The 19,623-nt window shown below is 65.6% G+C and carries 16 protein-coding genes; 5 read left to right on the top strand and 11 right to left on the bottom strand.

Annotated elements, in window-relative coordinates:
• Nucleotides 1-151: 151 nt before the first annotated feature.
• Nucleotides 152-1,747, bottom strand: coding sequence for an isocitrate lyase (locus ASE82_RS01840; RefSeq protein ID WP_056058137.1), 1,596 nt, complete (start codon nucleotides 1,745-1,747; stop codon nucleotides 152-154).
• Between the two features lie 255 nt (nucleotides 1,748-2,002).
• Here ASE82_RS01840 and ASE82_RS01835 point away from each other — a divergent pair, with 255 nt between their 5' ends.
• From ASE82_RS01835 to ASE82_RS01815, 5 genes are all read left to right on the top strand, one after another.
• Nucleotides 2,003-2,584 carry an SRPBCC family protein gene (locus ASE82_RS01835; protein WP_056058134.1) on the top strand — a complete coding sequence of 194 codons (582 nt, stop codon included), beginning with the start codon at nucleotides 2,003-2,005 and terminating at the stop codon, nucleotides 2,582-2,584.
• Nucleotides 2,584-3,762 carry a zinc-dependent alcohol dehydrogenase gene (locus ASE82_RS01830; RefSeq protein ID WP_056058133.1) on the top strand — a complete coding sequence of 393 codons (1,179 nt, stop codon included), beginning with the start codon at nucleotides 2,584-2,586 and terminating at the stop codon, nucleotides 3,760-3,762. The genes ASE82_RS01835 and ASE82_RS01830 overlap by 1 nt, the downstream gene beginning before the upstream one ends.
• A gap of 12 nt (nucleotides 3,763-3,774) precedes the next feature.
• The gene (locus ASE82_RS01825) at nucleotides 3,775-4,560 is read left to right on the top strand and encodes an SDR family NAD(P)-dependent oxidoreductase (RefSeq protein ID WP_056058129.1); all 786 of its coding nucleotides are present in this window, start codon (nucleotides 3,775-3,777) and stop codon (nucleotides 4,558-4,560) included.
• A 29-nt stretch (nucleotides 4,561-4,589) separates the two neighbouring features.
• Nucleotides 4,590-5,075 (top strand): DUF4142 domain-containing protein, encoded by a 486-nt coding sequence (locus ASE82_RS01820; protein ID WP_056058125.1) that lies wholly within the window; start codon nucleotides 4,590-4,592, stop codon nucleotides 5,073-5,075.
• A gap of 122 nt (nucleotides 5,076-5,197) precedes the next feature.
• Entirely contained in the window at nucleotides 5,198-6,868 is a 1,671-nt protein-coding gene (locus ASE82_RS01815) for a formate--tetrahydrofolate ligase (RefSeq protein ID WP_056058122.1), read from the top strand.
• Nucleotides 6,869-7,006: 138 nt separating this feature from the next.
• Here the strand turns inward: ASE82_RS01815 and ASE82_RS01810 are convergent, their stop codons facing one another.
• Genes ASE82_RS01810 through ASE82_RS01765 form a run of 10 tightly spaced genes read right to left on the bottom strand, consistent with a single transcriptional unit; the run spans nucleotide 7,007 to nucleotide 19,540 of the window.
• Nucleotides 7,007-8,893, bottom strand: coding sequence for an XrtA/PEP-CTERM system amidotransferase (locus ASE82_RS01810; protein ID WP_056058119.1), 1,887 nt, complete (start codon nucleotides 8,891-8,893; stop codon nucleotides 7,007-7,009).
• On the bottom strand, nucleotides 8,894-10,369 hold the full coding sequence (gene xrtA / locus ASE82_RS01805; RefSeq protein ID WP_056058116.1) for an exosortase A: 1,476 nt from the start codon (nucleotides 10,367-10,369) through the stop codon (nucleotides 8,894-8,896).
• Nucleotides 10,366-11,640: a glycosyltransferase gene (locus ASE82_RS19920; protein WP_056058113.1), complete on the bottom strand. Its 1,275-nt coding sequence runs from the start codon at nucleotides 11,638-11,640 to the stop codon at nucleotides 10,366-10,368. Before ASE82_RS19920 ends, xrtA begins: the two co-directional genes overlap by 4 nt.
• Nucleotides 11,637-12,674 carry a FemAB family XrtA/PEP-CTERM system-associated protein gene (locus tag ASE82_RS01795; protein ID WP_056058110.1) on the bottom strand — a complete coding sequence of 346 codons (1,038 nt, stop codon included), beginning with the start codon at nucleotides 12,672-12,674 and terminating at the stop codon, nucleotides 11,637-11,639. The genes ASE82_RS19920 and ASE82_RS01795 overlap by 4 nt, the downstream gene beginning before the upstream one ends.
• On the bottom strand, nucleotides 12,671-13,516 hold the full coding sequence (locus tag ASE82_RS01790) for an XrtA system polysaccharide deacetylase (protein WP_235524413.1): 846 nt from the start codon (nucleotides 13,514-13,516) through the stop codon (nucleotides 12,671-12,673). Before ASE82_RS01790 ends, ASE82_RS01795 begins: the two co-directional genes overlap by 4 nt.
• Before the next feature lies 1 nt (nucleotide 13,517).
• Nucleotides 13,518-14,591 carry an ExeA family protein gene (locus ASE82_RS01785; protein ID WP_056058104.1) on the bottom strand — a complete coding sequence of 358 codons (1,074 nt, stop codon included), beginning with the start codon at nucleotides 14,589-14,591 and terminating at the stop codon, nucleotides 13,518-13,520.
• 13 nt (nucleotides 14,592-14,604) lie between these two features.
• The gene (locus tag ASE82_RS01780; RefSeq protein WP_235524411.1) at nucleotides 14,605-16,275 is read right to left on the bottom strand and encodes a hypothetical protein; all 1,671 of its coding nucleotides are present in this window, start codon (nucleotides 16,273-16,275) and stop codon (nucleotides 14,605-14,607) included.
• Nucleotides 16,275-17,357, bottom strand: coding sequence for an AAA family ATPase (locus ASE82_RS01775; RefSeq protein WP_056058099.1), 1,083 nt, complete (start codon nucleotides 17,355-17,357; stop codon nucleotides 16,275-16,277). The genes ASE82_RS01780 and ASE82_RS01775 overlap by 1 nt, the downstream gene beginning before the upstream one ends.
• A 4-nt stretch (nucleotides 17,358-17,361) precedes the next feature.
• Nucleotides 17,362-18,885, bottom strand: a complete 1,524-nt coding sequence (locus ASE82_RS01770) for an XrtA system polysaccharide chain length determinant (RefSeq protein ID WP_056058096.1) — start codon at nucleotides 18,883-18,885, stop codon at nucleotides 17,362-17,364.
• Nucleotides 18,886-18,895: 10 nt separating this feature from the next.
• On the bottom strand, nucleotides 18,896-19,540 hold the full coding sequence (locus ASE82_RS01765) for an XrtA/PEP-CTERM system exopolysaccharide export protein (RefSeq protein WP_056058093.1): 645 nt from the start codon (nucleotides 19,538-19,540) through the stop codon (nucleotides 18,896-18,898).
• Nucleotides 19,541-19,623: the final 83 nt, after the last annotated feature.

Here is a 19,623-nt window from a genome sequence, read left to right as displayed (position 1 = left end):
AGGATCACTCGATGTGGATATCGGCTTTCGCGAGCCTTATCGAAACTAGGCTACGCGCCGCGGCAAAGCCGCGTCGTCGGACGGGGCTTTTGGCCCCGCCGGCCGGGCGGGATGCCGGATCCGCGCCGGAGCTTTCGCTCCGGCTTGGGCATCACGCCGCAAACTGATTCATCGTATTGTGCGCGCCGCCAGCCTTCAGAGCCGCCTCACCCGCGAAATACTCCTTGTGGTCGTCGCCAAGATCCGAGCCAGACATGTTCTGGTGCTTCACGCAGGCGATCCCCTCGCGGATTTCCTTGCGCTGGACGCCCTTCACATAACCAAGCATCCCCGCGTCGCCGAAATACTGTTTCGCGAGATTGTCGGTCGAAAGCGCGGCCGTGTGATACGTCGGCAGCGTGATCAGGTGGTGGAAGATCCCCGCACGCTTGGCCGAATCCGCCTGGAAAGTGCGGATGCGTTCGTCGGCTTCGTCAGCGAGCTTAGTGCCGTCGTAATCGACGCTCATTAAACGCGCACGATCATAGGTCGATACGTCCTCGCCCGCAGCCGACCAGGCATCGAACACCTGTTGGCGGAAGTTCAGCGTCCAGTTGAAGCTCGGCGAGTTATTATAGACGAGCTTTGCGTTCGGAACGACCTCGCGGATGCGGTCGACCATGCCGGCGATCTGCTCGATATGCGGCTTCTCGGTCTCGATCCACAGCAGGTCCGCGCCGCTCTGTAGCGAGGCGATGCAGTCCATCACGCAGCGATCCTCCCCCGTTCCCGCACGGAACTGGAACAGGTTCGACGGCAGGCGCCTCGGGCGGAGCAGCTTGCCGTCGCGGTTGAGGATGACGTCGCCGTTCTGCGCGGTGGCTGAGTCGATCTCCTCGCAATCGAGGTACGAGTTATATTGGTCGCCCAGGTCGCCCGCTTCCTTGCTGACCGCGATCTGCTTGGTGAGACCCGCACCGAGCGAGTCGGTGCGCGTGACGATGATGCCGTCCTCGACGCCGAGTTCGAGGAACGCGTAGCGGCACGCGCGGACCTTCGCGAGGAAGTCCTCGTGCGGGACGGTGACCTTGCCGTCCTGGTGGCCGCACTGCTTCTCGTCGCTGACCTGGTTCTCGATCTGGAGCGCGCAGGCCCCCGCCTCGATCATCTTGCGCGCGAGCAGGTAGGTCGCCTCAGCATTGCCGAAGCCCGCATCGATGTCGGCGATGATCGGCACGACGTGCGTCTGGTGGTTCTCGATCGCGTTGAGCAGCCGCTGTTCCTCGATCGCGTTGCCGGCGGCGCGCGCGGCATCGACGTCGCGGAACATCATGCCGAGCTCGCGCGCGTCGGCTTGGCGGAGGAAGGTGTAGAGTTCCTCGATCAATGCGGGGACGCTGGTCTTCTCGTGCATCGACTGGTCGGGCAAGGGGCCGAATTCGCTCCGCATAGCCGCGACCATCCAGCCCGACAGGTACAGATATCGCCGGTCGGTCGTGCCGAAATGCTTCTTGATGCTGATCATCTTCTGCTGCGCGATGAACCCGTGCCAGCAGCCGAGCGACTGGGTGTAGTTCGCCGGGTCCGCGTCATAAGCGGCCATGTCCTTGCGCATGATCGCCGCCGTGTACCGCGCGATGTCGAGACCGGTGGTGAACCGGTTCTGCAGCCGCATCCGCGCGACGGACTCGGGCGAGATCGCGTCCCACGTGCCGTTCTGGTCGGCGATGAGGTTGGTCAACTGGGCGATGTGCGTCTGGTAGGTCACGGGCGATCCTCGTCTGCTGCGATGATCACCTTGTAGCGAAGTTGACACCGGCGAAGCCGGGTAATGGCGAGTTAACAGCGTGGCGATGTCACGAACACGGCTGCCCGGTTGTTCCGTTGTAACTTTAGTGACAACGGAAAAGGACCGTTCGTGCGAACGTCCTGATCCAGATTAACGCCCCGCAATTCATTGGAGAAACAGCGGAACATTCATTCTCCCGACGCTGTTGAACAGGCTTCGCAGTTGGAGACGATCATGACCGAAAGCGATTCCAGAGACGATGCTCCGTTAAGCGCGTCAAAGCGACGCGATGCCGTCGCGGACGCGACGCAGGACTTGGCCGACGGCAAGGGCAGCAGCATCGTAGCGCGCGCCGTGACCATCAACCGGCCCGTCGGCGAGCTGTTCGCCTATTTCCGAAATTTTGCGAACCTTCCGACGTTCATGGAGAATGTCGAGCGTATCGATGTCCTCGATGCGCGTCGTTCGCACTGGGTCGTGAAGGGTCCGGCCGGAAAGTCCTACGAGTGGACGTCGACGATTACGGACGAAACGCCGGATAGCGTCATCGCATGGTCGTCGGAGGATGGCGCCGACGTCCCGAACAGCGGCCGTGTCGAGTTCCGCGATGCCGGTGCGCGTGGGACGGTGGTCATTGCGACGATCCTGTACGACCCGCCGGGCGGGGTGATTGGTAAGCTGATCGCCAAGATGTTCCAGCGGGAACCCGCGATCCAGGCGCGCCGCGACCTGCGCCGTTTCAAGCAGTTGATGGAAACCGGCGAGATCGCGACTGCCGCGATGAACCGCAAGCAGCATGAAGAGGAACTCGCCTGATGCGCGCTCTGGCATGGCACGGTAAGCACGACGTCCGCGTCGATACGGTCGACGATCCCGAAATCGTCAACCAACGCGACTGCATCATCAAGGTGACCGCGACCGCGATCTGCGGCTCCGACCTCCATCTGTACGACGGCTATATCCCGACGATGCAGGCCGGCGACATTCTCGGCCACGAGTTCATGGGCGAAGTTGTCGAGGTTGGCGCCAAGTCGACGCTGAAGAAGGGCCAGAAGGTCGTCGTCCCGTTCACGATCGCGTGTGGCAGCTGCTACCACTGCGGCAAGCATCAATATTCGGCGTGCGACAACGGCCTCCCCGCCGACAACCAGGACATCGCACAGGAAATCTACGGTCAACCCATGTCCGGGTTGTTCGGCTATAGTCACATGACGGGCGGCTATGCCGGCGGACAGGCGGAATATGTCCGCGTGCCGTTCAGCGACGTCGGGCCGATCGTCATTCCCGACGGCGTCGACGACGAGAAGGTGCTGTTCCTCTCCGATATCCTGCCGACCGGCTGGATGGCGGCGGAGAATGCGCAGATCGAACCCGGCGACACGGTCGCGGTCTGGGGTTGCGGTCCGGTCGGGCTGTTCGCGGTGCAGTCGGCGTTCCTGATGGGCGCCGAACGAGCCATCGCGATCGACCACTTCCCCCACCGACTGGAGCTTGCCAAGAAGTTCGGCGCCGAGACGATCAACTACGAGGAAAGCGCGGTCTACGAGGCGCTGATGGTGATGACCGGCGGAATCGGTCCTGACGCCGTCATCGACAGCGTCGGGCTCGAGGCACACGGCTTCTTCGTCGACGACGTCGTTGACCAGATCAAGGCGTCGACCTTCCTCGGCACCGATCGGACGCACTCGATCCGCCAGGCGATCATCGCGTGTCGCAAGGGCGGGCGGGTGTCGATGCCTGCAGTGTACGGCGGGTTCGTCGACAAGTTCCCACTCGGGGCGTTCATGGAGAAGGGGCTGACGCTCAAGACCGGCCAGACGCATGTCCAGCATTACATGCCCGCGCTGCTCAACGCGATCATGGAGGGCAAGATCGACACCACCTTCCTGATCTCGCACCGCATGGACCTGGAGGACGCCCCCAAGGGCTACGACATGTTCAAGAACAACCAGAACGAAGTGACGAAGGTCGTGCTCAAGCCCGGCTTCAACTGAGGATATCTGACAATGGCTGATAAATTCGCAATCATCACCGGCGCGTCGACTGGTATCGGTTTCGAGCTGGCGACCCTGGCGGCGAAGGACGGCTACGACATACTGGTCGTAGCCGACGAGGCGTTGATCGACGCCGCCGCGCAGGACTTCAAGCAGTTCGGCACCGATGTTCAGTCGCTCCAGGCCGACCTCTCGACGATCGAAGGCGTCGACCAGTTGCTTGCGGCCACGAACGGCCGGACGATCGATCTGGTCTGCGCGAATGCCGGGCGCGGGCTCGGCAAGGCGTTCCTCGACCAAGATCTGGCCGAGTGGCGCAAGGTCGTCGACACCAACGTCATCGGCACGGCGTATCTGTTGCAGAATGTGTTGCCGCCGATGGTCGCGCGCAACGCAGGCAAGGTGCTCGTGACCGGATCGATCGCAGGCTACATCCCCGGTGCGTTCCAGGCGGTGTATAACGGTACGAAGAGCTTCGTCGACAGCTTCGTCGCGGCGATCCAGAACGAGATCAAGGACGCAGACGGCGTTACGCTGACCAACCTGATGCCCGGCCCGGTCGATACCGAATTCTTCGACCGTGCGCACATGATGGACACCGATGTCGGGACCGATCCCAAGAAAAGCGATCCGGCGGACGTGGCGAAGGACGGCTGGGACGCGCTGATGTCCGGCAAGGCCGCGGTCGTGTCGGGCTGGAAGAACAAGGTCCAGTCGGCGATCGCCAACGTCACGCCCAACGCCGTACTCGCCGAGATGCACCGCAAGATGGCCGAGCCTGGCACCGCGAACGATTGAACGACAGTTTCAACAGGAGAGAGAAGACCATGTCACGATTTCTGACTGCCGCCGCGTTGATCGCGCTGCCGATCGCCGCCGTATCTGCACAGGCACCGATGCCCGCATCCACCTATGTGATGAAGGCCGGCGCCGGCGACCTGTATGAGAAGACGTCGAGCCAGATCCTGCTCGAGACGACCACTAATCCGAAACTCAAGAGCTTTGCGCAGATGATGATCACCGATCACACCAAGAGCACCGAGGACGTGAAGGCGGCGGCGATGGCGGCGCATGTGAAGGTCGCACCACCCAAGCTCGATCCGATGGGCGCGAAGAACGTCGCGGCACTGCGCGCGGCGAAGGGCACGGCGCGCGATCGGCTGTACGTGACGCAGCAGAAGGCGGCGCATGCAAAGGCGCTGACGTTGCAGCAAGGCTATGCCGACAAGGGCACCGTGGCGGGCCTGAAAACTGTTGCAGCCGGGATCGTACCGGTCGTCCAGTCGCACATCACCGAACTGCAGACGATGTAATCATCCGGCGTCCTATCGACGGCGGATTACAGACGGTGCTCGCTTCACAAAGCGGGCGCCGTTCTGCATTCGGGACTCCTAATCGTCTGGAAAGCCATCCCCGGCCCCGCTAGGTCAGCGCCATGGAAACCGATATCGCTATCGCTCGCAGCGTCGCCCTGCGCCCTATCGCCGCCATCGCCGAGAGCCTGCATATTCCAGACGACGCGATTGAGCCTTACGGCCGGTACAAGGCTAAGATTTCGCTAGAATGGCTGAACGCGCGCAAGTCTTCGGCGAACGGCAAGCTCGTCCTCGTCACCGCAATAAATCCAACCCCGGCAGGCGAAGGCAAGACTACGACCTCGATCGGGCTCGCTGATGCGCTCCGCCATACCGGACGCAAAGCCGTGCTCGCCCTTCGCGAACCCTCGCTCGGGCCGTGCTTCGGAACCAAGGGCGGCGCGACGGGTGGTGGTCGTGCTCAGGTGGCACCGATGGAGGACATCAACCTCCACTTCACCGGTGATTTTCACGCGATCACGGCGGCCCATAACCTGCTCGCGGCGATGATCGACAACCATATCCACTGGGGCAACGCGCTCGAGATCGATGTCCGCCGCGTGGTCTGGCGGCGCGTGCTCGACATGAACGACCGGGCGCTGCGCGATATCGTCCAGTCGATCGGTGGCGTTGCAAACGGCTATCCGCGCGAGTCGGGTTTCGACATCACGGTCGCGTCGGAGGTGATGGCGATCCTTTGCCTCGCCGACGGGCTCGCGGATATGGAGCGGCGACTGGGCGACATCGTCGTCGCCTACACGCGGGACCGCAGGCCGATCACCGCACGCGACCTGAAGGCGGATGGCGCGATGGCTGTGTTGCTGGCCGAGGCGATCAAGCCGAACCTCGTCCAGTCGCTGGAGGGGACGCCAGCGTTCCTTCACGGCGGGCCGTTCGCCAACATCGCGCATGGCTGTAACTCGGTGATCGCAACGCGGGCCGCACTCTCACTCGGCGATTACGTGGTGACCGAGGCGGGCTTCGGCGCGGACCTCGGCGCGGAGAAGTTCTTCGACATCAAATGCCGCCAGGCGGGGCTGGCCCCCGACGCGGTCGTGATCGTTGCGACCGCCCGCGCGCTGAAAATGAACGGTGGCGTCGCCAAGGCTGATCTGGGGCGCGAGGACGTCGACGCCGTCCGCCGCGGCGCGGTCAATCTCGTGCGGCATATCGAGAACATCCGCCAGTTCGGCGTTCCCGCCGTGGTCGCGATCAACCATTTCTACACCGACAGCGATGCGGAGATCGCCGCGATCGTCGAGGCCGCTGCGCACCACGGCTCGCGCGCGATCCTGTGCCGGCATTGGGCCGAGGGTGGCGCCGGTGCGGTCGAGCTGGCCGACGCGGTCGCCGAGCTTTGCGACGGGCACGGGGGCGGGTTCGCGCCGATCTATGGCGACGAGCTGTCGCTGTTCGACAAGATCGATACCGTCGCCCGCCGCATTTACCGCGCCGAGCACGCGGTCGCCGAGCCGAGCGTCCTCGCGCAGTTGAAGCGTTGGGAGGATGCGGGCTACGGCCATCTGCCCGTCTGCCTCGCGAAGACGCAGTACAGCTTCTCGACGGACCCTGCCCTGCTCGGCGCGCCGACCGGGCACATCGTGCCGGTGCGCGAAGTCCGGCTCGCGGCGGGTGCCGGGTTCGTGGTCGCGATCTGCGGAGAGATCATGACGATGCCGGGCCTGCCGCGCATGCCGGCAGCGGAGGCGATCCGGTTGAACGACGACGGGCTAATCGAAGGGCTGTTCTAAGTCTCAATCCTCCCCCGCCAGGGGGGGTGGCACCGAAGGTGACGGAGGGGGCGGACAAGGAACAAGCGTTTCGCGTACCTCCCCCTCCGTCTGGCAAGTGCCAACCACCTCACCCTGGCAGGGAGGATTGCATGATTGCTACCCGAACATCCACTTCATCGAGCGTTCGAGCATCACGAACTGCCACAACGTGCGACCATGCTCAGCACGCCCCATCCGGTGCTCGTCGGCGATCCGCGCGATCGTCGCCATATCGAACCACCCCGTTTCGCCCAGCGTGCGCGACTTGGCGAGCGCGGTCGCCTCGCCCGCCAGCGCGCCACGGAACCAGGCGCTGATCGGCGTCACGAAGCCCATCTTCTGGCGATAGAGGATGTCGCGCGGCAGATACGGCTCCATCGCCTTCTTCATCAGCCATTTGCCCTCGCCGTGCCGCAACCGCATGTTCGCCGGCAGCGTCGCGCAGAACTCGATCAGGCGGTGGTCGAGCAACGGTTCGCGCGCTTCGAGGCCGACCGCCATGCTGGTGCGGTCGACCTTGGTCAGGATGTCGCCGGGCAGCCAATGCTTGATGTCGGCATATTGCGCGCGGTCGATCGCGTCGCGGGCGGGCGCGGTCGCCATCGTCGCGACATAGCGGTCCTCGGCCCGGTACCCACCGAGCTTCGCGCGAGCGTCGGCGTTGAACAGCTGCGCGCGGAGTTCGGGCGTGGTGACGCCAACCGAGCGCGCATACGCCTCGCTGCCACCTTGCGCGAGCGCGAGCAACGTCGACTTCGCCCGTAATGGCCGCGGTGCCCAGTCGGCCTTCGGATACCAGCGGCCGAGCGTCCCGAACACATCGGCCCGAAGATGCGACGGCAGCAAGCCGCGGACTCGCTCCTCGACCGACTGGAACTTGTAGCGGCGGTATCCGGCGAGTGCTTCGTCTGCACCGTCCCCGGACAGCGCGACGGTGACGCTTTCACGGGCAAGCGCGCAGACCTGGTAGGTGGCGAGCGCGGAGGCATCGGCAAAGGGCTCGTCGAAGCTGGCAACCAGCGTATCGATCAGCCCGAAATCACCAGACTGGACGACGCGCTCGCGGTGATCGGTCGCAAAACGCCGCGCGACGGTGTCGGCATAGCTGCGCTCGTCATGCCCAGCCTCGTCGAACCCGATCGTGCAGGTGCGGACCGCCTTCGGGCTGGCCTCCGCCATCAGCGCGACCACGGCCGAGCTGTCCACGCCGCCCGACAGGAACGCACCCAGCGGCACATCCGCGACCATTCGCGAGCGGACGCCCGCGCGCATCCGATCGACCAGTTCCTCGCCCAGCGCTTTGGCGGAACCAGTCGCGCGGTTCGAGAAGTCGACGTCCCACCATCTGCGCGGCTGCGGTACAGACTTACCGCGCTCGACCAGCAGGAAATGCCCGGCCGCAAGCTTCTTCACGCCCGCGAGCATGCAGGAATCGTCGGGGACGTACCCGAATGCCAGGTAATCCTCGACCGCGCCGAGATCGGGCACCCGCCGGAGTTGCGGATGTGCGAGCAGGCCCTTCAGTTCGGACGCGAACGCCAGCGACCCGTCGGCCAGTTCAACATAATGGAGCGGTTTCACGCCCATCCGGTCGCGCGCGAGGAACAGCGTGTGCGCGGCGGTGTCGTGGATCGCGAACGCGAACATCCCGTTCAGCCGGTCGAGCATCGACGGTCCCCAGGCGCGCCACGCGTGCAGCAGGACTTCGGTGTCGCCGGACGTCCGGAAGATCGCACCCTTGGCGGTCAGTTCGTCGCGCAGTTCGGCGAAGTTATAGACCTCGCCGTTGTAGGTGATCGTGAGCGTGCCGTCCGACATCGGCTGCGGCGAGCCTTCGAGGTCGATGATCGACAGGCGGCGATGCCCCAGACCAACGCCGGGCGCAGTCCAGATGCCGTCGCCGTCGGGGCCGCGATGCGACAGCGCGGCGATCATCGCGTGCACGCGGTTCGGGTCGACCGGCTTGGGCGTGCCGGGGTGGAAGACCCCGGCGATGCCGCACATCTAGCGCATCCCCGCGGCGTGATCGGCGACCGGCGCGATCGGCCCGAGCGCGGCCAGGAAGCGCGCGATCGGACGCGCATCGGCGCCCTCGACCGACAGGTGGATCGCCACCGCGCGTTGCGGCCCCCCGAGCAACCGCGCTTTCATCGTCTCGATCTTCACCAGCGTGTCGTCCTGCGTGGTCGTGTCGCCGACCCGGTACCACGTCGCGACGATCCGCTCTACGGGTCCCGGCGCCGTGATGCGCATGACGCTTCCCCCTGCTATATCGGCCAAATCGGCGACGCGGACCCAGCGATCTTCCTCCCGCAGGACGCCGGTACCGTAGGCGATCAGTTCCTTGCCCTCGTGCTCGCTGCCGAACACCGCGATGCTCATGTCGACCTGCGCGCCAGCTGCATCGGCGTAGCGGCCGAACAGATAATGGTCCGCGCCGGGGTAATAGGGCGTCCACGGCGCGCGCGTACTGACGGGGACGAGGTGCCAGCCGGCGATCTCGGGCAGGTCGATATGCGCGGGAAGTGGCTGTGCGCGCCTGGCGATTGCCGCGCTCCAGGCTGGGAACACTGCGAACGTGCCTAAGACCAACGCTGTCGCAACGGCGAGATCGGTCCGGTTGCGTGGGGTCGCCTGCAGCTTCGTCGGAACGAACGCGGGATCATCGGGTGCGCGGTCGAACCAGCGCCAGCCGATCGCCATCACGCCCGCCATGACCAGCGCGAAGAACACCCAGCCATAGACGATATGATCGATCCCGGTCGCCGCTTCGACCGAAGTGAGGTCCGCCGCCCAGATCGTGCCGAACGCGCGGAGGCCGTTGGCTATGACCGGTACGACGACGGACACGACTAGGAAAACTGCGCGCCGCCTCCACGACACGAAGCAGAGGTTGGCGACGAGCACCCCAAACGCGACCATCGCGATGACGAACTTGGCCCCTGAGCACGCCTCGGCGACCTCAAAATAATAGCGGCCGGCATGGATCAGCACGCCGTCAACCACCGCGGGTACGCCGACGAGGTGGAGCAGCGGCATGACGATCGCGACCGTGACGGTCTGGAGGGGCGGTTCGAGACCCTCGCCGAACGGCACGAGGAAGAACGCATACGCGAGCGGAAAAAGCAGCCCGCGCGCGACGTTGGGGCCGAGGATCGTCACGACCGCGCCTTGCAGCATCATGATGAGCCCCAGCTGGCGCGCGAACCCGACCGAGGCTGCATCGCCCATCAGCCAGCCGAACCCGCCGATCGCGACGAGCGCGAGGCCAGGCGACCAGCCGGTCGGGGTCAGTTGCGCCAGCTCGGCACGGCGTTGCCAGACCAACCACACGATCACGGGACCGATGAAGAGGCAGTGGCCGAAGGTGGTGCTGGTCCACCAGATATGCGCGAGATCGGCGACGTCGCTTCGGAACGTCAGGAGTATCAGCACCGCGACGACCGCGAGCGCGATGCCGTGACGACGCCATGCGGTCATGCCGGGAGGCCGAGCAGCGCGTCCAGCGGCGCGAGGCGTGCGTCCCAGCCGTAGCGGCGGATGACCTGCGCGCGGGCGGACTGGCCAAGCGCAACTGCCGTGTCGGGGGCTTCGATCAGGTCGCAGATGCGGTCGGCGAACTCCTGCGCGGTCGTGGCGACATGGATCGTGCCGGCATGGTCGATGCCCTCGGCCGCGGCCGTCGAGGCGACGACGGGGCGCGCCATCGCCATCGCCTCAAGCACCTTGTTCTGAATGCCGCGGGCGAGCTTCAGCGGGGCAACGCAGACGTCCGCGGCGGTGAGCCAGCCTCGAACGTCGTCGACTGCGCCGGTGACGGTGACGTGATCGCTCGAGAGCGCCTGGACGGCGGCGCTCGGCGCTCGGCCGACGATCGCGAAGTGAGCGGGGTGGCGCTCGCGGACGAGCGGGAGGTTGTCGCGCGCGAACCAGATGACGGCGTCGATATTAGGTCGGTAATCCATCTGCCCGGTGAAGACGATCAACGCTTCTGCGCCCCTCCCTGGAAGGGAGGGGTTGGGGGTGGGTTGGCTTCCCCGGACGCAACCGGGCGTAACCCAAGCAGGCCGACCCACCCCTAACCCCTCCCTTCCAGGGAGGGGGGCAGATCGGCGGGCGTCTCTGGCCGTCGGATCGAACTTCGCCGAATCGATGCCGTTCTCGACCGCGATGATCCGCCCGGTTGCCCCACCCTCCCGGAACAACCCCGCTTCGGCCTCGCTGACGAACAGGCTGGCCGACACCCTGCCCGCCACCTCACGCTCGAACGCGCCGAGCAGCCGAGCCTCGCGGCGCATCATCCACCGCATCGGCCCCGATGCGTCGTCGGCAAAACCAGCGAACTTGGCCGAATCGACGTCGACGAAATCCATGACGACCGGCGGACTGCCAACCGGCAGATACTGCGCCATCTGGCCGGAGAAGCAGTAGACCCCGCTAACCTCGGGCAAGACACGATCGACTGCATCCTGCATCGCCGCGCTTGCAAAGGCGGTCAACGAGACCGGCTTACCAGCTACGAGTGCTTCGACCGCCGCACGCTTCTGCGACTTCCCGCGCGGCAGGATCGTGCAACTCGCCAGCATATTCGTGAACACCGCCGGCGGATCGAAGTCGGCCTCGTCGTCAGCGAACGCCACAAGATGCACCGGCGTTCGCTTCGCCAGATACTGGAGAATGTGGAAGCTGCGGATCTTGTCGCCGCGGTCGGGCGGAAAGGGAACGCGGTGCGCCAGGAAGAGCAGGCTCACCCCAGGCCTCGGGAAATCCACGGTCCTGCTGCATTGGCCGCCCAGAGCGGGAGCTTCTTCCACGTCCGCACCATCAGCGCGTATTTCGGGTTCAGCGGGTTCACCTCGCGCGCCGGCCCGTTGCCGCGCTTGGCATAGAGCCGCGGTTCGGGCGTGAAGCCCCAGTTCTTCTTGAACGCCGCCGCCCCCGTGCCGGTCTTCGAACGGCCGAAATCGAACCGTGTGCACCCTCGCGCGCGGGCGTGCGCCATCAGCGCGAAATACATTCGGTCGTTGGCGCGCAGTCCGCGCGCGGCTTCGGTCCCGCCGCCCCAATAGGGATAGACCGTACCGTTGAGATACAGGCTCAGGACGCTGGCGACCGCGCGGCCCTTGTGTCGAACGGTTAGAACATCGGCATCCATCACGCGCGCAACGCTACGGAAAAGCTTGGCCGGGAAGACCGGTGTGCCGAGATTGCGAACCGACTCCGCATAAACCCGGTAATGCTCGGCCAGCATTGACCGGTCGTTGCCAATGACGATCTCCAGGTCGAAGCCGAGTGCGCGACGGACTTCGGCACGCTGCTTCCGGGGGATCGCGAGCAGTTCCGCATCGTCGTCCGCGGCCAGATCGCGAATAAAGCCCAGATAACTCGTGTCATCGCTATTCCAGCCCCTAGGCGCAGGACCGCCGCGTAACTCGACCGAGGGGCAGCCGGTCCGCAGCGCAAGGTTCCAAGCCGCCGCCGACAGCGCTTCGACCGCGTCACCCAAGACGCCGCCATCGACGCCGAACCCGGCCGACACCAGCGCGCGCCCGAACAACCGCGATCGCATCTCGGTCAACGGTAACACGCCGTCGATCGTGCCTCCGCTGTCCGAGACTAGATAATGCGCGCGCTGGCCGCATCCATCCTGCACCGCGAGGCTCCAGGCGGGCAGGTGGAACGGCGTTGCCCCGTCGCTGGCCTCGACGAACGCCGTGATCCACGCGCACTCGGCCGGATCGCGAAGATCGACTTCGCGCACGCCGACAGGCATCGGCGCGGTCACGCCAGTCGCGCCGCTTCGCGCGCTACGACAGTGTCCACACGGCCCCAATCGTGCCGGCCAAGCAGTCCGCGCAACTTGCCGGCCATCGCCCCGAGCCGCGAGTAATGGCGGATCTTCGAGCGCATCGGTGCCGCGTCGACACGCGGCTGTGACGGATCGATCTCCCACGGGTGGAAGTAGAACATTGCCGGACGGTCTTCGCGATTGACCTGGCGCACCGCGAGATCGGTGATCGCCGCTGGGAGCAGCCGGAAGAACCCGCCGCCGGTCGCCAGCTTGCGCTCGCCGAACTTGGCGACCGTTACCGGGACTTCGATCAAGGCGCTGTCCGCGAGCGGCTTGAACCCGTAACGCGGTGCATCGAGCCAACCGTAATGATCATGCTTCACCGGCGCGACGCTGGAGGAATAGGCATAGCCCGCCTCGGCAAGTTCGACATGCGCCCAGGGCGTACGCTGGTCGATTGAGAAGCTCGGTGCGCGATAACCGGTGACCTTTGCCCCCGCCGCATCCTCGATCGCCGTCCGAGCGCGCACGAGGTCGGCGCGGAAGAACTCGGGCGTCATCGTGAAGACGCGCTGGTGGTCCCAGCCGTGACTGGCAACCTCATGTCCGGCGTTGACGATGCGGCGGATCAGGGCGGGATAGCGGTGGGCTACCCAGCCTAAAGTGAAGAACGTTGCCTTCGTGTCGCGCTCGGCGAACAAGGCCAGGACGGCGTCGGTGTTGGCCTCGACGCGCGGCTGGAGCGAGTCCCAGTCGGCCTTGTCGATCACCTTTTCGAACGCGCCGACCTGGAACCAGTCCTCAACATCGACCGACATGCCATTGAGAACAGGCATTTCAGGCAGCATCGTGCCAGGCGGCCACACCGCGAATCGGCGCGTATTCCGGCTTGGTATCGTCACCCTCGACCCAGTCGACCAGCAGCGTCAGCACGCGACGTAGCGCCTTGTCCTGCATGTCCACCCGCGCCTCGAGTTCAGCGAGCCGCTCCTCGACCGCAGGATCGGTGCTCGGCGTGTCAGCACGCGGCGTGGACACGGGTTCGCGCGGTTCGTGCGCGTTATGCGCACCTTTTCCCCGATCCTGCGCAATCATCGGCAGGTCGCCTTCAAGGTCACGTTGCACCGCCCGCACCGTATCGCCGTCGATCACCGTGAGGTCGTCGATCGCCGCATGGAGCATCACGCGCCCCGCAAGCTGGTTCAAACGACGCGGCACACCCGCCGACCCGGTGAAGAACGCCGCGAACGCGTCCTCGGTAAAATCGGGGTTCCCCGTCCAGCCGACCACCGTCAGGCGGTGCGCGAGATACTCGGAGACTTCATGCTCCTCCATCGGATCGAGATGGTGGATCGCGATCACGCGCTGGCGGAGCTGTTCGAGACGCTCCGAGCCGTGGAGGCGATCGCGGAACTCGGGCTGTCCGAGCAGGACGATCTGCAGCAGCGCGTGGCCGCCGGCCTGGAAGTTCGACAGCATCCGCAGCTCTTCGAGCGCATCGACGGGCAAGGCCTGCGCCTCGTCGACGATCAGCAGCGTCCGCTTGCCGGTGCGCGCGACCGCGTGCAGCCCGCGCTCGATCGCGGTGAGCAGTTCGGCCTTGCTCAGCCCAGCCGGATCGACTTGCAGGTCGGTAGCGACGATCCGGAGCAGGTCGTCCGCCTCGATCGCGGTCGAGACGAGCTTGATCGCGTTCAGGCGCTGAAGGTCGATCGTGTCCATCAGGTGACCGACGAGCGTCGTCTTGCCCGCGCCGATATCGCCGGTGATGACGATGAAGCCCTCGCCCTGCGCCAGACCATAGCCGAGATACGCCATCGCCTTGCGGTGGGTGGCGGTCTCGAACCAGAATTTGGGATCGGGGGTGAGCTGGAAAGGCCGACCCGTCAGTCCATAATGTTGATCGTACATAAGCTGCTCGCCTTCAGAACTGGTACCGCGCACCGATCAGCGCCTGCGCCGACCAGTCGCTGTCGAGGTCGCCGACCTTGAAGCTGTAAAGCCCGAGCGACGCGGTGGTGCCGAGACGCCCGAAATTATGAAAATATGTCCCCGTCCCGCCGTAAGACCACACGCCGGTATCGCCGGTGATGTCGTCGACGCCGCTGTCGTAATAATTGACGAACAGGTCGGCGTTGACGCCGGAAACCGGGGTCAGCCTGCGCGTGTAGAATAGCTGGCCGTAATAGCTTTCATCATCGAGACCCGCGACGACCAAGCCGGGCGCGAGTCGCGGCGCATAGAGCTTGCGATTGGCGTAGCCGATGCCCGCGCCCCAGGTAGAGCGCCCGCGCGTCGCCGAGATCACACCGTCGATCCCGCGTGCGCGGTAGCTGGCGGTCGAGATCGACTGGAACACGTCGTTGAGGCAGCCGCCCGGTTGCGCACCGGTGGAGCCGAACACGCAGCCATTGAACTGCTGGCCGAAACCCTGCTGGTTGCCGCTCAGGAAGCTGGTCGGCAAATTGCCGATGCCCGTCCGGAGCTGACGGCCGAAGGTCTGCACGCCGTCATACACGTTGACCGCGAGGCCGACGGAGTCCGATGCCTGATAGGTCGCGGTGCCGGTGTAGCTGAGCGATCCGTAGCGGCGCCCGACATGCCCCTCCACCGAGGTCCGGCGATTGGGCCGCCAGACGACGCCGGCGTCGTAATAGATGCCGTCGGTGCGGTAGGCGACGCGGCGCGGCGATGCCTCGTTGGTGACGAAGCGACCGTCGCGATCGAGCAGGGGCGTGCCGGTCGCGTCGACGACCGGATCCTTCTGGCTCGTCTCGATCTTCTCGTAACCGACGCCGGCAGTGAGCGCGACATAGGGCGAGATTGGCTGGAGTATGTCGCCGCGGCCGTAATAGCCCTCGTACCGCTGCTTCAACTGGCTGGSGGTCTCGCGGTCGTAAGCGCCGCTGACCGTGAGCCCGAACGGCGCGATCGCACCGGGGCGCACCGAGGCGCTGGCGGTCACCGTGTTGCCGATCGAATCGTCGTAATAATCGAGCCGTTGCCCACCCAGGCCCGCATCGCCGAACGTCGGCGTATCGACCTTGGTATAGCCGAGCCGGTAGTTCGCGTTCAGCGTCACCGGGCCGGCGTTGCTGGTGAAGCTGGGGCCGGCATAGACCGAATAGATCTGGCTGACGTTGCTGACATTGCCGACGAGAACGCCCGGCGCCGCGCCGCGGATATCGGAGCGCGACCGGGTGGCGATACCGGCAGCCTCCAGCGTGAGGTTCGGCGTGACGCGCGCATCGACGCGCGCGAGGCCCGAATGGATATCGTCGTCGCCGAGACGATCGCCCCAGCCGAATCGATGCTCGTACCGATAGCTGACTTGGCCCGAGATACGCTGGGTCTGGACCGCCGCGTCGACGCCAGCGGCGAGGCTGGTATAGGTCAGCACGTCGCCACCGTTGAGATCGGCGGACAGCGTCTGGTTTGCCTCGACATACGGATTGATCGTGATGCGGCGAGACGATTGCGCGGGTTGCGTCGGCAGATCGGCCTGCGCGACGACCGGCGTGGCGGGCAGTGCGGCGAGCACGCAACCGCCGGCGATCAACGCCAGCTTCATCCGCCTAGTGTGCAGTGTCCGCATCACGACGCATGCCCGTAATAGCTGCCGAACCGCGCACCGCCCTGGACGAACGACACGGCATTCAGCACGAGCTGGATATGCTCGCACCCGTCGAGCAGGTTCACTGCCGCCCGCAGTTCGTTCTCGGGGGTGTGGTCCGCGCGGACGACGAGCATCACCTGCCCTACCCGCATCGCCAGTACCGATGCCGGCGACGCCGCCAGCGCAGGCGGCGAATCGAAGATAACCACGCGGCGCGGATTGGCCTCTAGCAGGCGCGCGATCACCGACTTGGTCCGCGCGCTGGCGAGGAGTTCGGTATCCATGCTGGTCTTGGACCCGGCAGGCAGGATCGAGAGATGCGGTACGTCAGTCTGGATGACGAAATCCTCGACGTCGATCCGCGTATCGCCCAGCGCATCGAGCAGTCCGGGGCCATCGGTGAGGCCGAGCTGCGCGACGACATCGGGCTTTGCGACGTCGGCATCGACCAGCAGCACTTCGGTATCACGCTCGGCGGCGATCGAGAGCGCGAGGTTGATCGCGCAGAACGTCTTGCCGTCGCCGGGGCGCGCCGAGCAGACCAGGATCATGCGCGCCTTGTCGGCGCTCCCGCTTTCCGCGATCCGCGCGCCGGTGATCAGCAACTGCCGCTTGATCAGCCGGAATTCCTCGGCAAGCGGGCCGACGGGCGCACCGGGGACGATCATGCCGTTCGCGGCCAGCATCCCGCGATCGATCCGCACGGTGTCGGATGCTTCGTCGGGCAAATAGAATTCGTCGGGAAGCTCGTCACCGACCGGTGCGCGCAGTTCTTCCGGGATCGCGAGAAAGGTGGGATCGACGAATTCGTGCGACGGCTCGGCCTCGGATACGGGAGCGGGTGTCGGAGCGGGCGCCTCTTCGATCTGCGTTTCAAGCTTCGGCGACTCGGGTTCCGGCGCCTCGATGACGGGGGGGACCACGGGCGCGACCGGGGGCGCGTCGACCTGCGGCGGAGTCGGCACGGCGGTACCACGCAGTCGGGCGTGCGCGTTGAAATCATACACCTTGGCCGCTCGTTCGAGCAACGAGGGTTCGCGATCAGGCTTCGTCACGGTCATCCCCCTATGCCGCCAGTCCGCGCTGGAGGATCTCTACCCCCAGCAACAGGACATAGGCGACGCCCAGTGCGGCCGTACCGCCCAGGAACATCTTCAACTTGTGCCGACGCTGGCCGGATTGCACGCGCGTCACCACCTCGCCGATTGACCCGATCACCGGCATGCCTGCCGCCTTTTCGAGCCGCGCGGTCGTCGCGAACGTGGATCGCAGCTGCCCCATCGCAAAGGCCGCGCCGATTCCCGCCGCGAGTCCCGCGATCAGAACCCCCGTGAGTAGCAGCAATCTGTTCGGTGCGCTCGGCTTGCTCGGCATCGTCGGCGGATCGATCACACTGAACTTCACGTGATCGCTCTGCGACTGCGCTTGCCCCACGATCGCGGTCTGCTCACGCTGTTTGAGCAGTGCGTCGTACTGGTCCTTCAGCACCTGATAATCGCGATCGATCGAGCCCTGTTCGGCGGCGACTTCGGGATCGCCCGACAGCTTCGAATTGAGCAGGTCGAGATCGCCCTGCAACTGGCTCCGGCGCATCCGCAACGAGGCGACCGTGGCGGTGCGATCCGCGACCATCGACTGGAGCGACGCGTAGAGGGGGTTCTGCGCGCTGCCCCCTGCACTGCCGCCTGCCAGCGGCTCGCTGCGCGCGGCCGCGGTGGCAGATGCGAGCTGGCTCTTCAGCGCGATCACGTCGGGGTGGTTCTCAGTATAGCCGCGCGCGCGGGCATCGGCGAGCTGACCCTGGATCGCCTGAAGCCGTGCGCGCGCCGGCCCCGCGGCGCCAGCGACGCCCCCCGTCCCTGCGACCGTTGCCGGCGTCCCGGCCATCTGGCCCTGGACCGCGGCAAGGCTCGACTGCGCGGCGGCGAGATCGCCGTCGACCTGCGACATCTGCGACCGCGCGGCGCTGATCCGGTCGCTGACCGAACCCGTGCCGGGCAGAGCGCCGAGATAGCGGTTCTGGAAGTCGGCGCGCTTGGCCTCGGCGTCGGCAAGCTGCTTCTGGCGCGAGGCGAGCTGCTGGTCGAGGAAGGTCAGGCTCTGCGTCGTCTTCGAGCGATCGCCGGCGAGATTCTGCTCGACGAACAGGTCGATCAGCTTCTGCGTGATCTGGCGCGCGAGTTTCGGGGTCGCGGCGCTGGTCGTGATCTGGAACAGATTATCCTGTTGCGACACGATCTTGATGTTCGGGGCCAGCGCCGCGACGCGGTCGGCGACGTCGCGGTCGCTCGACACGGTGTTCGCGAGATCGGTGCCGCGCACGACCTTTTCGAGGTTCACCGCGGAGATCAGCGTCGTGCGGATCGTATCGACCGTCATCGGCGCTACCTGTGGCACGCCGTCCATGCCCGAGGGCAGGATCGTCTGCATCTGCACGAATACGCGGGCGGTCGAATCGTAGCGGCTCGGGATCTGCGACACGACCAGCCAGCCGAGCACGCACACGCCCCATGCCACCGCCAGCGCCAGCCAGCGCCGCGTCCAGATCGCATGCAGCGCGATCCGTACCTCGTCGTAGATCCCGTTCATCCCGATCGCCTCAGAACATCGATTCGGGGATGATGATCACGTCGCCCGGCGCGAGCCGGACGTTGGCCGACGAATCGCCCTTCTTGAGTAGGTTGTTGATCTGCAACCCGAACTCGGTCTGCTTGCCGGTCGCGCGATCGTAGCGCACCAGCCGTGCCTTGTTGCCCGCCGCATACTGGCTGAGCCCGCCGACCGCGATCATCGCATCGAGCAACGTCATGTTGGCGCGGTACGGGATCGACGCGGGCTTCTCGGTCGCACCGACGATGCGGACCTGCTGGCTGTAGGTGCCGCTGAAATTCTCGACGATGACCGAAACGATCGGGTCCTTGATATAGGCCCCCAGCGCCTTCTTGATATCGTCGCTGAGCATCGCGGGGGTCTTGCCGACCGCAGGCAGGTCGTTGATCAGCGGCGTGGTGATCCGGCCGTCGGGACGCACCTGGACCTTCGACGACAGCTCTGGATTGCGCCAGACGAAGATGTTGAGCTGATCGAGCGGGCCGATCACATATTCCTCGCCCGGCAATTCCTGCTTCGCGACGAACGAGGCGGGCGGCAGTGCGGGCGGCGTGCTGCCGGTCGTGCACGCGCCGAGCGTGGTCGCGGCGAGGCCTAAGGTCAGCAGGGATTTCGATACAGATCCGGAACGCATGGGTAACTTTCTCCTGGCGCCGCACCGTCCATCGGTTGCCCGACGGGCGGCTAACTCAGCCTTCGCTATGCAAGTAACAGGTG

Origin of the sequence: Sphingomonas sp. Leaf230 (assembly GCF_001421745.1) — a bacterium.
Classification (GTDB): Bacteria; Pseudomonadota; Alphaproteobacteria; order Sphingomonadales; family Sphingomonadaceae; genus Sphingomonas.
The sequence above is the reverse complement of the archived record's forward strand: the minus strand, read 5'-3'. Positions and strand labels throughout refer to the sequence as shown.

Bases quoted from the DNA above. Each gene is read 5' to 3' on its own strand.
- ASE82_RS01785 (WP_056058104.1), bottom strand. From the start codon at position 14,591: ATGTACGATCAACATTATGGACTGACGGGTCGGCCTTTCCAGCTCACC.
- ASE82_RS01775 (WP_056058099.1), bottom strand. From the start codon at position 17,357: ATGACCGTGACGAAGCCTGATCGCGAACCCTCGTTGCTCGAACGAGCG.
- ASE82_RS01820 (WP_056058125.1), top strand. From the start codon at position 4,590: ATGTCACGATTTCTGACTGCCGCCGCGTTGATCGCGCTGCCGATCGCC.
- ASE82_RS01825 (WP_056058129.1), top strand. From the start codon at position 3,775: ATGGCTGATAAATTCGCAATCATCACCGGCGCGTCGACTGGTATCGGT.
- ASE82_RS01770 (WP_056058096.1), bottom strand. From the start codon at position 18,885: ATGAACGGGATCTACGACGAGGTACGGATCGCGCTGCATGCGATCTGG.
- ASE82_RS01765 (WP_056058093.1), bottom strand. From the start codon at position 19,540: ATGCGTTCCGGATCTGTATCGAAATCCCTGCTGACCTTAGGCCTCGCC.
- ASE82_RS01830 (WP_056058133.1), top strand. From the start codon at position 2,584: ATGCGCGCTCTGGCATGGCACGGTAAGCACGACGTCCGCGTCGATACG.
- ASE82_RS01810 (WP_056058119.1), bottom strand. From the start codon at position 8,893: ATGTGCGGCATCGCCGGGGTCTTCCACCCCGGCACGCCCAAGCCGGTC.
- xrtA (WP_056058116.1), bottom strand. From the start codon at position 10,369: ATGACCGCATGGCGTCGTCACGGCATCGCGCTCGCGGTCGTCGCGGTG.
- ASE82_RS01815 (WP_056058122.1), top strand. From the start codon at position 5,198: ATGGAAACCGATATCGCTATCGCTCGCAGCGTCGCCCTGCGCCCTATC.
- ASE82_RS01790 (WP_235524413.1), bottom strand. From the start codon at position 13,516: ATGCCTGTTCTCAATGGCATGTCGGTCGATGTTGAGGACTGGTTCCAG.
- ASE82_RS01835 (WP_056058134.1), top strand. From the start codon at position 2,003: ATGACCGAAAGCGATTCCAGAGACGATGCTCCGTTAAGCGCGTCAAAG.